Raw genomic sequence first — 14653 nt, 5'->3', positions numbered from 1 at the left:
TTTTGTTTGACGAAGGGGCTGTAATGATCGGGGAGGGCGTCACAATCGTCCTCGGCACCCCGGCTTTTGCTTTTCCGGGTCCCCGGTCCCGAGTCCCGCCTCCTCAATCAAAACTTCGCGTCGAACTCCGCCGCATACCCGGTATTGACGATCAGCTTCTGCAGCACTTCGCTGACCTTGATGTTGCCGGCCACGATCTGGAATTGCGGAGTGCCGCGGTCGTCGATGCGGCCCGGGGTGGCGCCCTTGAAGTCGGTGATGCGGCCGCCGGCCTCGCGCACCAGCAGCACGCCGGCGGCGATGTCCCAGGCCTTCACCCCGGCCTCGAAGTAGGCGTCGGTACGGCCGCAGGCCACGTAGGCCAGGTCCAGCGCGGCCGAGCCGGTGCGGCGGATGTCCTCGGCCTGCACCATGAGTGCGTCCACGCACTTGAGCTGGGCGCTGGTGCGCTTGCGCTCGCGCGGGGCGAAGCCGGTGTTGACCATCGCCCCGTTCAGGTCCTTGCGCTCGCTGACGCGGATGCGGCGGTCGTTGAGCACCGCGCCGTTGCCGCGGCTGGCGGTGAACAGCTCGTTGCGCAGCGGATCGAAGATCACCGCGTCGATCGGCTCGCCGTTCTCGACCAGCGCGATCGACACGCAGTAGTGCGGGAAGCCGCGCAGGTAGTTGCTGGTGCCGTCGAGCGGGTCGATCACCCACATGTAGCGGCCGCCGCCCTGCACGCCGCCTTCTTCGCCCATCACCCCGTAATCGGGATAGGCGCGGCGCAGTTCCTTGACGATCACCTTCTCCGCGTCGGCATCGACTTCGCTGGCGTAGTCCATGCGGTCCTTCTGCACCACGTTCAGCGCTTCCAGCCGATTGATATGGCGCAGCAGCACATTGCCGGCGAGTCGGGCGGCCTTGACCATGACGGTGACGGCGGGTTTTTGCATGGCAACGGCTCCCGAGAGGGCGGAGAAGGATTTGGCGGAGGAAAAGAACAGTCCGGCGCGAAGGCCGGCCGCGCAGTTTACCATCTACGCCCCGTTCGCTCCGCATCTTCTTGCCATGACCGCTTCTGCCCGCATCCGCTTCGTTCTGGTCGGTACCCAGCATCCTGGCAACATCGGCGCGGCGGCGCGGGCGATGAAGACCATGGGCCAGACGCGGCTGGTGCTGGTGGCGCCGGAGCGCGCGCTCGACGAGGACGGCTATCGGCGCTCGGCCGGCGCCGAGGACGTGCTGCAGCAGGCACCGGTGCTGGCCAGCCTCGCCGAGGCGGTCGCCGACTGCCAGCTGGTGCTCGGCTGCACCGCGCGCAGCCGGCGCGTGTCACTGGAAGAACTGCTGCCGGCCGACGGTGCGCAGCGGCTGGTGAGCGCCGCCGCCGAGCAGGCCGAGGTGGCGCTGGTGTTCGGGCGTGAGCGCACCGGCCTGACCAACGAGGAACTGCAGCTGTGCCACGCGGCGGTGCACATTCCTTCCGATCCCGCATTCAGTTCGCTCAACCTGGCCGCGGCGGTACAGGTGCTGGCCTATGAGCTGCGCCTGGCGCACTTGCGCGGCGAGGGCGCAGCGGCGGTGGCGCCGGAACCCGGCTTCCGCGAGGCCGCGGCCAGTCATGCTCAGCTGGAAGGGCTGTTCGGGCAATTGGGCGACACCCTGGACGACATCGACTTCCACAAGGGCCGCGCGCCGGATTCGGCGATGCGCAAGCTGCGCCGGCTGTTCCTGCGCAACGCGCTGAGCGAGCAGGAAGTGCGGCTGTTGCGCGGGATCCTGTCCGATGCGCAGCGCATGGCGCGGCTGGCGGGACAGGCGCGTAGTTAGTTTCGGGACCCGGGACTCGGCGAAGCAGGAGCCCTAGTCTTTGGCGGCTGGTCGCTTGCTGTGGTGCACGGTATGTTCGCTTCCTTGCCGTGCCATGGACCCCCGAGTCCCGAGTCCCGAGTCCCGGCTTCAACAACTGTCGCCGGCTGACGCTTTCGGCTAGGCTTATGGACTCTACATGGGGAATGTGGTTTGCAAAGTTCGCGTTGGCGTGTCGTCATGGTGTGGCTGGCGCTGGCGATCTGCTGGCCTGCGATCGTGCACGCGCGCCCGTCGGTGCTGGTGCTGGGCCGCATCAGCGACAATCCCAAGGCCCACTACGAGCAATTGAAACCATTGCTGGACTACGTGGTGCCGCGCATGCGCGATGTCGGCATCACCTCCGGGCAGATCCTGATGGCGCGCGACAGCCAGCAGATGAGCAGCTACCTGCGCCGCGGCCGGGTCGACTGGGTCACCGAAACCGCGGCCACCGCGATGGCGCTGCAACAGCGCGGCGGGGTGCGACCGTTGCTGCTGACCGAGCGTGGCGGGGTGCGCGAGTACCGCACCGTGTTCTTCGTGCGCCGCGACGGTCCGCTGCACACCCTGCGCGACCTGCAGGGACGGACCCTGGCGCTGCATAGCACCTTGTCCACCAGCGCCTACCTGGTGCCGATGATGACCCTGTTCGAACACGACCTGCGCCCGGAGATCCTGCTCTCGCCGAAGGACCAGGCCTCGGCGAACACGGTCGGCTACGTGTTCGCGCGCTCCGAACTCAATATCGCCTCTTACGTGCACAAGCACCTGGTGGACGCCGGCGCGCTGAGCAACCTGGACTGGGACGACGACCACCGTGTGCCGCCCGCGTTGCGCCGCGATTTTAGGGTGATCTACCGTACCGAGCCGTTCCCGCGTGCGCTGGAGATGGTCCGCGGCGACCTGGCCTCGCCGGTGCAGGCGCGTCTGCGCGAGGTGTTGCTGCAAGCCGCCGACGATCCGCAGGGCAGCGCCGCGCTGCACAAGTTCTTCGGCACCTCCGGCTTCTACCCGGTCGATGGGGCTTCGCAGAAGCGGCTGGACCAGCTGCGTGCCGGCGTTGCGCAGGTCAAGCTGGAAGTGGAATGAAGAGGCTGCGTTTCGGATTGCAGGCCAGGTTCCTGCTGGCGATGGGCGTGGCCGCGTTGCTGATCATGGCGATCCTGGCGTTGATGTTGGAGCGGCAGGCGGCGATGCAGAACGAGGTGCGCACGCTCAGCGGCAACGTGATCCATGGCCTGTTCGACCGCAGCATGCGCACCCGCGGCGAAACCCTGGCACGGCAGCTGTCCGATTCGCTGGCCAATCCCGTGTACTACTCCGACCTGGACGCGATCGGCACCCAGGTGCGCGCGGCGCTGGGTTACGTGGCGGTAGCCTACGTGCTGGTGTACGACGCCGACGGGCGCCTGATCCACGACGGCAGCGACGATCTGCCCGGCTACGGCCAGCGCATGCGCGGCCCGATGGCCGATGCGGCGATCAAGGCCAATGGCCTGCTGGCGCAGGAGTCTGACGATATCCTGGACGTGTCGATGCCGATCATGATCGGCGACCAGCGCGTGGGCGGGGTGCGCGTGGGTATGTCCTGGACGCGGGCGCTGGTCTACGAGCGCAAGGCCGGCGAGAGCCTGGACGAACGTCTGGGCGCGTTGGGCAAGCGCCACCTGGGCTGGCTATTGCTGCTGCTGGCGGCGCTGGGTCTGACCGCGGTGATGGTGGCGATCTACGTGCAGCGCACGCTGGTGGCGCCGGTGCGCTGGCTGGCCGCGGCCGCGCGCCAGATCGAGGCCGGCGACTACGTGGTGGAGCGCCGTGACAGCGGCCGCCACGACGAGGTCAGCGAACTGCTGCGCGCATTCGTGCGCATGAGCGAGGCGATCGCGCGCCACGACCGCGACGTGCGCCACATGGCCTACACCGATGCCTTGACCGGGCTGACCAACCGGCTCGCGTTCCGCGAGGCGCTGGACCACCGCATGCTGTCCGCGCGCGCCTCGCACCGGCGCCTGGCGCTGCTGTTCGCCGACATCGACGACTTCAAGCGGATCAACGACACCCTCGGCCACGAGGCCGGCGATGAGGCGCTGCTGCAGTTCGCGCGGCGTATCCAGCTGGCGGTGGAACAGTTGGGCGGGCACGACGCGCTGCTGGCTCGCTTCGGCGGCGACGAATTCGTGATCCTGGTCGAGGACGAGCATGCGGTGCAAGCCGCCACCGGCCTGGCCGAGCGTCTGGTGCAGGAACTGCGTGAGCCGCTGCGGATCCAGGACCGTGAAGTGTTCATGGGTACCTCGATCGGCATCACCGTCTACCCCGGCGATGCCGAGGACGCTTCGGCGCTGTTGAAGAACGGCGACATCGCGATGTACCAGGCCAAGCTGGCCGGCAAGAACTGTCACCGTTTCTACAGCCGCGCGATGGACTACGCGGTGGAACGGCGCTTGCACATGGAGCACGAGTTGCGCGGCGCCTGGGACCGCGACGAACTGAAGCTGGTGTACCAGCCGATCTTCCGCACCGTGGACCGGCGCATGGTCGGTGTGGAGGTGCTGCTGCGCTGGCAGCACCCGGCGCTGGGCACGATCTCGCCGACGGTGTTCATCGACGTGGCCGAGCAGAGCGGGCTGATCGAGAGTATCGGCTCCAAGGTGCTGCGTGCGGCCTGCCTGGAGGCCACGCACTGGCAGCGCTTCGACGGCAGCGGCGACCTGTTCGTGTCGGTCAACGTGTCGCCGCGGCAACTGCGCAGCGGCGACCTGCCGGAAATCGTCGCCGACTGCCTGCGCGAATCCGGCCTGCCTGCGGCGCAGCTGCACCTGGAATTGACCGAGACCGCGGTGATCGGCGACGAGCTACAGGCTGCGAGCATGCTGGCGCGGCTGCACCGCACCGGGGTCAAGGTGTGGCTGGACGATTTCGGCACCGGCTTCTCCGGCCTGAGCCACCTGCGCCAGGTGCCGGTGGACGGGGTCAAGATCGACAAGAGCTTCGTCGCCGACCTGCAGCGCGACCCCGACGACCTGGCCCTGACCACCGCAATCATCGCCATGGCGCATTCGCTGGGCATCACCGTGGTCGCCGAGGGCATCGAGCAGGAAGTGCAGTTCGAACTGCTGCGCGAGCGCGGCTGCGAACTCGGGCAGGGTTTCTGGCTCAGCCACCCGCTCAGCGCCGCCGAATTCCGTAAGCTGCTGGCCAGCGAGGGCATGCCGCGCGGTCAAGCCTAGTTCCGGTTCGGAACCGGGGCTCGGGACCGGGGACCCGGAAGAGCTGGGTTCCCAGTGCTGCAAGATCCCGAATGAAAAATGGCCGCGCAGATCGCGGCCTTTTTATTCGGTGAAGGCCAGGGGAATGGGGTGTCGCCATCGTTCCCGGCGTTCCGGCTTTCGCTGTTCCGGGTCCCCGGTCCCGAGTCCCGGCAAAACCTACAGCGCCCGCTTCCCCGTATCGCCAGCAATCTCGCGCACCAGCTTCGGCACCAGATACCCGGACAGCCGCGCGGCCAGGGCCTGGTGCAGCGCGCGCGCGGTCGCGTCGTCCACTTCGAAATGGGCCACGCCTTCGACCCGATCCAACTGGTGCAGGTAGTACGGCAGCACGCCGGCGGCGAAGCTGCGCTCGCTCAGCGCGGCCAGCGCGGCGACGCTGTCGTTGACCCCGCGCAGCAGCACCGCCTGATTCAGCAGTTGTGCGCCGCTGCCACGCAGCTGCGCCAGCGCGGTGTCCACGCTGGCGTCGAATTCGTTGGCGTGGTTGGCGTGGATCACGAACGCCACTGGCCACGGCAGCGCGCGCAGCCAGGCCAGCAGCGGCGCATCGACGCGCTCGGGCAGTACCACCGGCAGGCGGCTGTGGATGCGCAGGCGCTTGATCTGCGGAATGGCCGCCAGCGCCTCGGTCAGCTCCACCAGCTTTGACGTGGCCAGCGACAGCGGGTCGCCGCCGGACAGGATCACCTCGTCGATGTCCGGATCGGCGGCGATCGCCGCCACCGTCTCGCGCCAGCCGTCGCGCGCGGCGGTTTCCTCGGCATACGGGAAGTGGCGGCGGAAGCAGTAGCGGCAGTGCACCGCGCAGCTGCCGGTGGCGACCAGCAGCGCGCGGCCGCGGTATTTCTGGATCACCCCGTCGGCCTTCTTGGCCGCCGCGTCGCCCACCGCGTCCAGCGCGAAGCCCGGCACCCGGCGCAGTTCGGCCTCGATCGGCAGCACCTGGCGCAGCAGCGGATCGTGCGCGTCGCCATGGCGCATGCGCGCGACGAAGCCGCGCGGCACGCGCAGCGCGAACTGCGTCGCAGCCTGTTCGGAGACGCCGAGCGCCTGGGGGTCCAGCCCCAGCAGCGCCAGCAATTCGCGCGGGTCGCGCACGGCATCGCGCCACAGCTGCTGCCAGCGGGGCGCAGTCAGGACGGCGGGGGACGGGGACGGCTGCATCGGGCGGTGGGCTGCGGTTATCATATGCGGTCATAAAACGAGTGCCCGCCGGTGCGGCGGGGCTTTCCATTCTATCCGGCCGGCCGCCGAACGCGGCGGGTTTGCCTTACCCGAGGAGTTTCAGATGGCCAGCTACGGCATGAACGACGTCAAGAACGGGATGAAGATCCTGGTCAACAGCGAGCCCGCGATCATCACCGATACCGAATACGTCAAGCCGGGCAAGGGCCAGGCCTTCACCCGCATCAAGTACCGCTTCATCAAGTCCGGGCGCGTGGTCGAACTGACCATGAAGGCGACCGACAGCCTGGAAGCGGCCGACGTGGTCGATACCAACATGCAGTACCTGTACACCGACGGCGAGTACTGGCACTTCATGCAGCAGGAAACCTTCGAGCAGGTGCAGGCCGACAAGACCGGCGTCGGCGACGCCGCCAAGTGGATCAAGGGCGAGGAGGATTGCGTGGTGACGCTGTGGAACGGCACCCCGATCCAGGTCACCCCGCCGAACTTCGTCGAACTGAAGATCGTCGAGACCGACCCCGGCGTGCGCGGCGATACCTCCGGCGGCGGCGGCAAGCCGGCCACGCTGGAAACCGGCGCGGTGGTGCGGGTGCCGCTGTTCGTCGGCCAGGACGAAATCATCAAGGTCGATACCCGCTCGGGCGAGTACTTCTCGCGCGTCAAGTAAGCCCACGGCCGGCGCGGCCGGGCGGCACCTGGCCGCCCGCCGGCCGCCGGCAGCGGCTGCGCTGGACGGCAGCAGGTCGCATGGGTTCGCCGCGTGCGGCCGCCACGCCGATGCAATGCCGAATCGCCGTGCGGCGATCGCGGCCGATCCGTTTCCAGGAATTCCCGCGACCATGAGCCACGCCGCCAGCGCCGATGCCAAGTACCCGCACGACCGGGTCGTGTTCTTCAGCGATGCGGTGTTCGCCATCGCCATTACCTTGCTGGCGGTGGAGATCAAGGTACCCGGGCATGCGCAAGTCGAGGCCGGCGGCGGCATCCTGGCCGCGCTGTGGCACATGCTGCCGCTGTTCATCGGCTTCGCGGTCAGCTTCCTGGTCACCGCGCTGTTCTGGAAGTCGCATCTGCAGCTGTGCCGGCACATCCGCCAGTTTGACGACCGGCTGATCTGGCTCAACGTGCTGCAGTTGCTGCTGATCGGGCTGCTGCCGTTCTCCACCGCCTTGTATTCTGACTATTTCGGCAGCAACCAGGCGTTCGCGGTGTATTGCGCGCATCTGGCCACGATCGGTGCGGCCGCCTACCTGATGCATGTCTACGCGGTGCGCAAGGAAGGGTTGGTACAGCGGCTGGGCGCGCTGCAGGCGCAGGCGATGACGCTGCGCGTGGCGGTCGCGCCGGTGGTGTTCGCGTTGTGCATTCCGCTAGCGATGGTCGCGCCGCTGCTCGGGCGGCTGGGCTTCGTGGCGGTGTTCGTGCTGCAGTGGGGGGTAATGCGCGTGTATCAGCGGCGCATCGACCAGGCTCAGGCGGCAACCTGATCTCTCCTTTTCCAGAGCGCTTGCGATGACCTCCAATCCCGAATCCTGCGACCTGCTGATCGAAGCCGGCTACGTGGTCCCGATCGAGCCGCATACGGTGGTGCTGGAAGACCACGCGGTGGCGGTGCGCGGCAGCGAGATCGTCGCGCTGCTGCCGACCGCGCAGGCACGCGCGCGCTTCGCCGCCGCGCGCACCGTGTCGCGCCCGGACGCGGCGCTGTTGCCGGGCCTGGTCAACGCGCATACCCACAACCCGATGACGCTGCTGCGCGGCATCGCCGACGACCTGCCGCTGATGGTGTGGCTGCAGCAGCACATCTGGCCGGTGGAGACCGCGGTGATCGGCCCGGAGTTCGTCGCCGATGGCACCGCGCTGGCGATCGCCGAGATGCTGCGCGGCGGAACCACCTGCGCCAACGAGAACTACTTCTTCTCCGACGTGCAGGCCGCGGTGTACAAGCAGCACGGTTTCCGCGCGCGAGTGGGCACGGTGATCATCGATTTCCCGACCGCCTGGGCCAAGACCTCCGACGAATACTTCGAACGCGCCTGCGAGGTGCACGACCAGTGGCGCGACGATCCGCTGATCGGCATCGCCTTCGCCCCGCACGCGCCGTACACGGTCAACGACGCCAACTTCGAGCGGGTGCGGATGTTGTCCGACCAGCTCGACGTGCCGGTGCACCTGCACACCCACGAGACCGCGCAGGAAATCGCCGACTCGCTCAAGCAGTACGGCCAGCGCCCGCTGGCGCGGCTGGACCGGCTGGGCCTGGTCAACGACCGCCTGATCGCGGTGCACATGACCCAGCTCACCGACGCGGAGATCCACCTGTGCGCCGAGCGCGGGGTCAGCGTGGTGCATTGCCCCGAGTCCAACCTCAAGCTCGCCTCCGGCTTCTGCCCGGCCTGCGCGCTGCAGCGTGCGGGCGTGAACCTGGCGATCGGCACCGACGGCTGCGCCAGCAACAACGACCTGGACATGTTCAGCGAGAACCGCACCGCGGCGATCCTGGCCAAGGCGGTGGCCAACGACGCCACCGCGCTGGATGCGGCGACCACGCTGCGCGCGGCCACGCTGGGCGGCGCGCGCGCGCTGGGCTTCGGCGAGAAGATCGGTTCGATCGAGGTCGGCAAGCAGGCGGACCTGATCTGCGTGGACCTGTCGGCGCTGGAGACCCAGCCGCTGCACAATGTGCTGTCGCAGCTGGTCTACGCAGCCGGCCGGCAGCAGGTCAGCGACGTGTGGATCGCCGGCCAGCGCAAGCTCGAGCAGCGCGTGCTGGTGGACATGGACACCGACGCGCTGGTCGCCAACGCGCGGCAATGGCGCGAACGCATCCGCAGCGTGCACGCCTGATCCGTTCTACTGCCGTGCCGCGCTGCGCGCGCGGCCCAACCGAGATGCCGCCATGACCGCTTCCGCTTCCACTCCCTCCGCCAACTTCGATCAGGCCGAACTGGACAAGTTCGGCGCCCTGGCCACCCGTTGGTGGGACGCCGACGGCCCGCAGAAACCGCTGCACGCGCTGAACCCGGTGCGCCTGCGCTACGTCGCCCAGCGGCTGCCGCTGCGCGGCGCCAGCGTGCTCGACGTGGGCTGCGGCGGCGGCCTGCTCAGCGAGGCGCTGGCCAAGGAGGGCGCGCAGGTCACCGCGATCGACTTGGCCCCTGAACTGGTCAAGGTGGCGCGGCTGCACCAGCTCGAGTCCGGGGTCGAGGTCGATTACCGCGTGCAGTCGGTCGAGGACCTGGCCGCCGAGCGCCCGGGCAGCTTCGATGCGATCACCTGCATGGAAATGCTCGAGCACGTGCCCGATCCGGCGGCGATCGTGCGCGCTTGCGCGACCCTGCTCAAGCCCGGCGGCCAGCTGTTCCTGTCCACGCTCAACCGCACCCCGGCCGCGTTCGCGCTGGCCATCGTCGGCGCCGAGTACGTGGCGCGGCTGCTGCCCGCCGGTACCCACCGCTACCAGGATTTCATCAAGCCGGCCGAGCTGGCGGCGTGGCTGCGCCAGGCCGAGCTACAGCTGCACGACGTCAGCGGCATGCTTTACGAACCGTGGCGCAACCGCGCGCGGCTGTCCACGCGCACCGAGGTGAATTACCTGGCGTGTGCGCTGAAGCCGGGAATCGGGAATGGGGAGTAGGGAATCGGCACAGCCGCCGCGCGACGGATTCCCGCGCGCGGTGCTGTTCGACCTGGATGGCACGCTGCTGGACAGCGCGCCTGACCTGCTGGCCGCGGCCAATGCGCTGCTGGCGGAACGCGGGCGTGCCGCGCTGACCCTGGAGCAACTGCGCCCGGTGGTGTCCAAGGGCTCGCGGGCGATGCTGGGCGTCGCCTTTCCCGAGCTGCCGGCCGCGGAGCGCGATGCGCTGATTGCCGATTTCCTGCGCCAGTACGAAACCCTGATCGGCCGGCATTCGCAGCTGTTCGACGGCATCGCGGCGTTGCTGCAGCGGCTGGAGGACGCCGGCTGCGTGTGGGGCATCGTCACCAATAAGCCCGAATCCCTGGCGCGGCTGATCCTGCCGCAGCTGGGCTGGGAACGGCGCTGCGCGGTACTGATCGGCGGCGACACCCTGGCCGAGCGCAAGCCGCACCCGCTGCCGCTGCAGATCGCCGCACAGCGCATCGAGGTGCCACCGGCGCAGGTCGTCTACGTCGGCGACGACGAACGCGACATCCTCGCCGCGCGCGCCGCCGGCATGGTCTCGGTTGCGGTGCTGTGGGGCTACCGCCTGGACGGCGAGGATCCGCTGACCTGGCGCGCCGATGCGCTGGTCGCCGCGCCGGCTGACTTGCTCGATGCGCGCGCCTGGCCCGGCGCGCCGCAGCTTCCCTGACCTTCCAGACGTTCCGATCGCATGAGCAGCACCTCCGCCCTGGATGCCTTCCTCGACAAATGGCGCAGCCGCTGGCCGGAATGGACGGTGGCCGAGACCTTCGTGCCGGCGCCACAGCGCACGCGCGCTGTGGCCTGGTTCGCGCTGCTGCAGGAATTCGACGACATCCTCAACATCGCCGGCGATCCGCTGCCGGCCGACGCCAAGCTGGCGTGGTGGGGCGAGGAATTGCGCAGCTGGGCCGGGCAGCGCTCGCGGCATCCGCTGGGGCGGGTGCTGGAGCCGATCGCCGCGCCATGGGCGGCGCTGGCCGAGGCCTTGCCGGGGCTGCTCGCCTCGCGTGCGGCCGCGGCCGATCCGGCGCATGCCTACGCGCGCCTGGAGGCGTTCGCGCTGGCCGCGGCGCAGGCCGAATGCGCGGTGTTCGAGGGCCAGCGCGACGCGGCGGCGGCGCTGGCCACGCAGGTGCTGGCGCAGCGCCTGGCCGACGCCGGTATCGCCGCGGTGCCGCTGTCGCTGCGCGGCGGCGGCGACGCGGCGCAGGCACAGCGGCGCTGGGCGCAGGCTTTGCTGCAGCGCTGGCCGCGGCGTGTGCACGGGCCGCGGCCGCGGCGCATCGTGGCGGCGCTGGCGCGTGCGCGGATCGCGCAGCAGGCCCGCGCTGCGCGCAAGCCGCCGAGCCAGATGGCCACGCTGTGGCGCGCCTGGTGGGCCGGCCTGGGCTGAGCGCTGGCCTGGCCGCGCATGCGGCGTGCGGCAAGCCGTCGCCGTTCGCGGCCCGAACCGCATCCGCGCTGGCGGCACCGATGCCGCCGCAGCGCCCGCCCGACGCCAGCGCTGCGCATGGACGCGTGCGATCAGATCGGCGAATCGGCCAGCACGCTGCTGTAGGTGACGAATGCAGCGCTGCAGTCCAGCGGCTTGCCGGTTCCGGGCTGGCCCTGCAATTGCACGTCGTACTGGGTGGAAGGGGCCAGCAGGTTGGCGAAACTGACCGGTCCGCCGGTGAAGCGGAAGTGCGTGGCCGCCGGATTGGCGTTCGGCCCGCCATTGTGCGGCGCGGCGAAGGAAATGGCGCCGCCCTCGAGCACAACGTTGTCCAGTGCGAGCGTGATCGGATAGGACAGCTTCGCGTCGCGGTAACCGTAGAAACTCAACTGGCCTGCGCCGAAGTCGCGTGAACCCAGCGAATGCATGTTGCGCAGCGTAATGTTGTCGAAACGCGGGTACGCGCTGCCGAGATCGGCATTGGCCGGCTTGCTGTAGAACGCGTCGAACACCAGCGGGCGCGCCACGTTGCGCATGCAGATGTTCTCGAAGGTGATATCGGAGACCTGACCGCCACGGGTGCGGTCGGACTTGATGCGCAGGCCGTTGTTGGCGGCGGGGTCCTTGATCGCGTCGTTGCTGTTGAAGCCGTCGATGCTCAGGTTCTGCACCAGCACGCGGCGTATGCTCGTATCGGTTTCGCTGCCGAACGACATCCCATGGCCGTAGTAGAACTGGTTGTTGACGAAGGCCATGTCGGCGGACGGATTGCTGGATTTGGCGCTCGCGTGCGCCTTGATGGCCACGTCGTCGTCGCCGGTGCTGATGTAGGAATACGCCAGCAGCACGTTCCTGGACTGGCCGGGGTCGAAACCGTCGGTGTTCTTGGCCGTTTCCGGGGTGAAGCAGGTGGCGGGCGTGCGCTGGTCCGGCGTGCTGCCGGCCGGGCAAGCGTAGCCTGGCCGGGTGTAGACCAGGCTCGGGCTGAGGATCTTGATGCGCCAGGCGGTCATGCCGCTGACGTTGTCGGTGACCACATGGAAATTGGGCGAATTCTCCAGGGTCAGCGCATACAGGGTGAAATCCTTGCTGTTGTCGATCTGCAGCAGGCGCGGCGCGTGCTGCACCAGCCCCTGGCTCACGTTCTGGTAGGCCACGTCCCACCAGCTGCGCTTGCCGGCGTTGGGGCCTGCGGTCAGCACGCTGCCGCCGCGTCCGTCGATCTTGCCGTCGCCGACCACGCCGCTGTTGCTGATCGCGTTGCCGTAGATCAGCGGCTTGCAGGATTTGCCCTTGTCGGTGTTGGCGATGCCGCAGGTGCCCAGGCCGTTATCGTAGTCGCGCGGATTGCGCGAGCCGAACAAGGTGACGCCCTGGTCGATCCACAGCGTCACGCCGCTCTTGAGGGTCAGCGGACCGCTGAGGAAGCCGGATTCGCCATGGGCGCCGGTCACCAGCTGCACCGCGCTGCCGGCAGGGCAGTCGCTGATTGCATCCTGGATGCGCAGCGTGTCCGGCGCCGAGTAGGCCGGGTCGGCATCGACGCCGTCGAGCGAGCCGCCGATCGGTTGCAGCGTCGCTGCCAGTGTCATGCACACGTTCTGCGGCAGCGTTGGCTGATCGATTGTGCCCCATCCGGTACTGACGTTGGGTGTCTGGTCGCGCTGGGCGAGAGGCGGGTGCACGGCTGCGTTGGCATGCAGCGAGGCGATCGCCAGCAGCGGCAGGGCGAGGTTGAGACGGGACATCGCGCTTGCAGTGGTCATGAGGTGGGGTCTTCGGGTTTGACGAGGGGAGGGGAATGGAGACGCTGGATGACGGCCCCGGCAGCCGCGCGAACGACGGCGCGGCCGGGGCGGCGCGATTCAGTCGGCGCTGCCGGGGCCGGTATTGGCATATTCGTAGAAGCGGTTGCTGGCGTACATGCAACCGGCGCTGCAGTAAGGGCGCTTGGCGGTGGACATGCTCCATGGCGCTTGCTTGCGGATGTGCGCGCCAAGGATCGAATTGCGTATGGTCACCTGGCCATTGGGCGATATACCTTTCACATAATGTGCGAGGTCGGGGACGCTCTGGTCCCAGGCGCGGCCCAGATAGACTGCGTTGTCGGCGATATCGCCGATCACGTCGAACACGCTGTCGATGACGAGAAAGCCATTGGCGCTGCCGGGTAGGGTGCTGGGTGCGAAGAGATAGCGGCCAAAATCGCCGCCCGTGCGCCTGGCGTCGTAGCGAATGATGCTGTGGGAAAACACCGCGATGCCCGGGCCGAAGATGAAGTCGTCGTCGCCCTGTAACAGGCAATTCTTGAAGTACGCACGGATCAGCGACGCGGGGTTGCTGGCGCCGATCAGCAAGGTGTCCTGGTTGCCCAGTAAGGCCACGTCTTCGAAGACCGTCTTGTCGCCGCGCACGTTGATGGCGACCGCCGCCTGGTTGGTGCCGGCATAGGTACCCTCCACATAGCTGTTGGCGACGGTCAGGTTTCGTGCCTGGAACGCGTCTGCGTTGACCGTGACCGTGGCGCTGCCGGAGGTGCCGATCACCGCCGCATTGGCGTTGCTGGCGCAGGGCTGGCTGGGCGTGCCGACCGGCTTTGGCGTCGGATTGGCGTTGTCGAAGCTGATCAGCGTCTCGCTGCGGGTTTCGCCGAGGCCGAACAGGGTGATCGGCGGCGCGGCCGAGGGCACGCAGACCGGTTCGTTGTAGGTTCCCGGCGCGAGGCTGATGTAGCGGCGCATCTTGCCGCCATCGGCGACGGCCTTGTCCACTGCGGCCTGGATGCTCCTGAACGCTGCGGAGCCATCGCTGGCGACGCGATAGTCGGCGCTCAGCAGCGCAACGCCGGCGCTCGGATCCCAGTTGTCGGTGACCAGCGCACCGTTCATGCCGGCCTTGGCCAGGTAGGTGGAGACGGTCTGCAGGCGGGCATCGCTCGCGCTCAATTGCGGCCGGTCGGCGGACCCGGTACCGGCCTGTGCGTGAGGGCTGAAGACGCTGCAGATGGCCAGTAGCGCGGAAGCGTGCAACGAAGCGGGAAAATGCATGGAGGTTGCTCTTGTTCGAAGCAGGATGGCGGCGGGCATCGCTCGTTGGGCGCTGGTCTGTGCGTTGCCGCTGTGGATCGCCGGAAGTGGATGCATCTGCAAGTTCGCGCAGGGCGACGCGAGTTCGCTCGCTGCCGCGGTTTCATTTTTTGTAATGGGCCTTGTATTTGCAGGGTGTTTGCCGCGAAGTTATAGCGGGTGCAGATGA

Annotated in this window: 13 protein-coding genes; 9 read left to right on the top strand and 4 right to left on the bottom strand. The window is 68.4% G+C overall.

From position 1 onward, the window contains the following. Positions 1-107: 107 nt before the first annotated feature. Positions 108-935, bottom strand: coding sequence for an inositol monophosphatase family protein (locus tag E4A48_RS10035; protein ID WP_039006684.1), 828 nt, complete (start codon positions 933-935; stop codon positions 108-110). Between the two features lie 115 nt (positions 936-1050). Between E4A48_RS10035 and E4A48_RS10030 the strand changes: the two genes are divergently transcribed. The 3 genes from E4A48_RS10030 to E4A48_RS10020 all read left to right on the top strand — a co-directional run bounded on the left by E4A48_RS10030 (position 1051) and on the right by E4A48_RS10020 (position 5063). Further along, the gene (locus tag E4A48_RS10030) at positions 1051-1812 is read left to right on the top strand and encodes an RNA methyltransferase (RefSeq protein WP_039006682.1); all 762 of its coding nucleotides are present in this window, start codon (positions 1051-1053) and stop codon (positions 1810-1812) included. Between the two features lie 219 nt (positions 1813-2031). Further along, positions 2032-2922: a phosphate/phosphite/phosphonate ABC transporter substrate-binding protein gene (locus E4A48_RS10025; RefSeq protein ID WP_039006679.1), complete on the top strand. Its 891-nt coding sequence runs from the start codon at positions 2032-2034 to the stop codon at positions 2920-2922. Then, a complete protein-coding gene (locus E4A48_RS10020; protein WP_058196262.1) occupies positions 2919-5063 on the top strand; it encodes a putative bifunctional diguanylate cyclase/phosphodiesterase in 2145 nt (714 codons plus the stop codon). The genes E4A48_RS10025 and E4A48_RS10020 overlap by 4 nt, the downstream gene beginning before the upstream one ends. Positions 5064-5261: 198 nt before the next feature. Here the strand turns inward: E4A48_RS10020 and epmB are convergent, their stop codons facing one another. Beyond that, on the bottom strand, positions 5262-6293 hold the full coding sequence (gene epmB, locus E4A48_RS10015) for an EF-P beta-lysylation protein EpmB (RefSeq protein ID WP_039006675.1): 1032 nt from the start codon (positions 6291-6293) through the stop codon (positions 5262-5264). A gap of 100 nt (positions 6294-6393) precedes the next feature. Here epmB and efp point away from each other — a divergent pair, with 100 nt between their 5' ends. From efp to E4A48_RS09985, 6 genes are all read left to right on the top strand, one after another. Then, positions 6394-6960 carry an elongation factor P gene (gene efp, locus E4A48_RS10010; RefSeq protein ID WP_003466096.1) on the top strand — a complete coding sequence of 189 codons (567 nt, stop codon included), beginning with the start codon at positions 6394-6396 and terminating at the stop codon, positions 6958-6960. A gap of 172 nt (positions 6961-7132) precedes the next feature. After that, complete coding sequence (locus tag E4A48_RS10005) at positions 7133-7780, top strand: TMEM175 family protein (RefSeq protein ID WP_142742348.1); 648 nt, start codon at positions 7133-7135, stop codon at positions 7778-7780. A gap of 25 nt (positions 7781-7805) precedes the next feature. Beyond that, entirely contained in the window at positions 7806-9140 is a 1335-nt protein-coding gene (locus tag E4A48_RS10000) for a TRZ/ATZ family hydrolase (RefSeq protein WP_039006670.1), read from the top strand. A 52-nt stretch (positions 9141-9192) separates the two neighbouring features. Continuing rightward, positions 9193-9930, top strand: a complete 738-nt coding sequence (gene ubiG, locus E4A48_RS09995; protein ID WP_058197134.1) for a bifunctional 2-polyprenyl-6-hydroxyphenol methylase/3-demethylubiquinol 3-O-methyltransferase UbiG — start codon at positions 9193-9195, stop codon at positions 9928-9930. Continuing rightward, positions 9920-10630, top strand: a complete 711-nt coding sequence (locus E4A48_RS09990; protein ID WP_039006665.1) for a phosphoglycolate phosphatase — start codon at positions 9920-9922, stop codon at positions 10628-10630. Before ubiG ends, E4A48_RS09990 begins: the two co-directional genes overlap by 11 nt. A gap of 21 nt (positions 10631-10651) precedes the next feature. Continuing rightward, the gene (locus tag E4A48_RS09985) at positions 10652-11356 is read left to right on the top strand and encodes an isoprenoid biosynthesis enzyme family protein (RefSeq protein ID WP_039006663.1); all 705 of its coding nucleotides are present in this window, start codon (positions 10652-10654) and stop codon (positions 11354-11356) included. Positions 11357-11487: 131 nt separating this feature from the next. On the opposite strand, the gene E4A48_RS09980 is transcribed toward E4A48_RS09985, so the two are convergent. Together E4A48_RS09980 and E4A48_RS09975 are read right to left on the bottom strand one after the other, a co-directional pair. Beyond that, positions 11488-13164, bottom strand: coding sequence for a glycoside hydrolase family 28 protein (locus tag E4A48_RS09980; protein ID WP_068830054.1), 1677 nt, complete (start codon positions 13162-13164; stop codon positions 11488-11490). A 99-nt stretch (positions 13165-13263) separates the two neighbouring features. After that, a complete protein-coding gene (locus E4A48_RS09975) occupies positions 13264-14445 on the bottom strand; it encodes a putative acyl-CoA thioester hydrolase (protein ID WP_142742347.1) in 1182 nt (393 codons plus the stop codon). Between the last annotated feature and the right edge of the window lie 208 nt (positions 14446-14653).

The sequence above is a fragment of the Xanthomonas translucens pv. cerealis genome, from assembly GCF_006838285.1.
In the GTDB taxonomy this organism is placed as follows: Bacteria; Pseudomonadota; Gammaproteobacteria; order Xanthomonadales; family Xanthomonadaceae; genus Xanthomonas_A; species Xanthomonas_A cerealis.
This window is presented reverse-complemented; position numbering and strand designations above follow the sequence as displayed.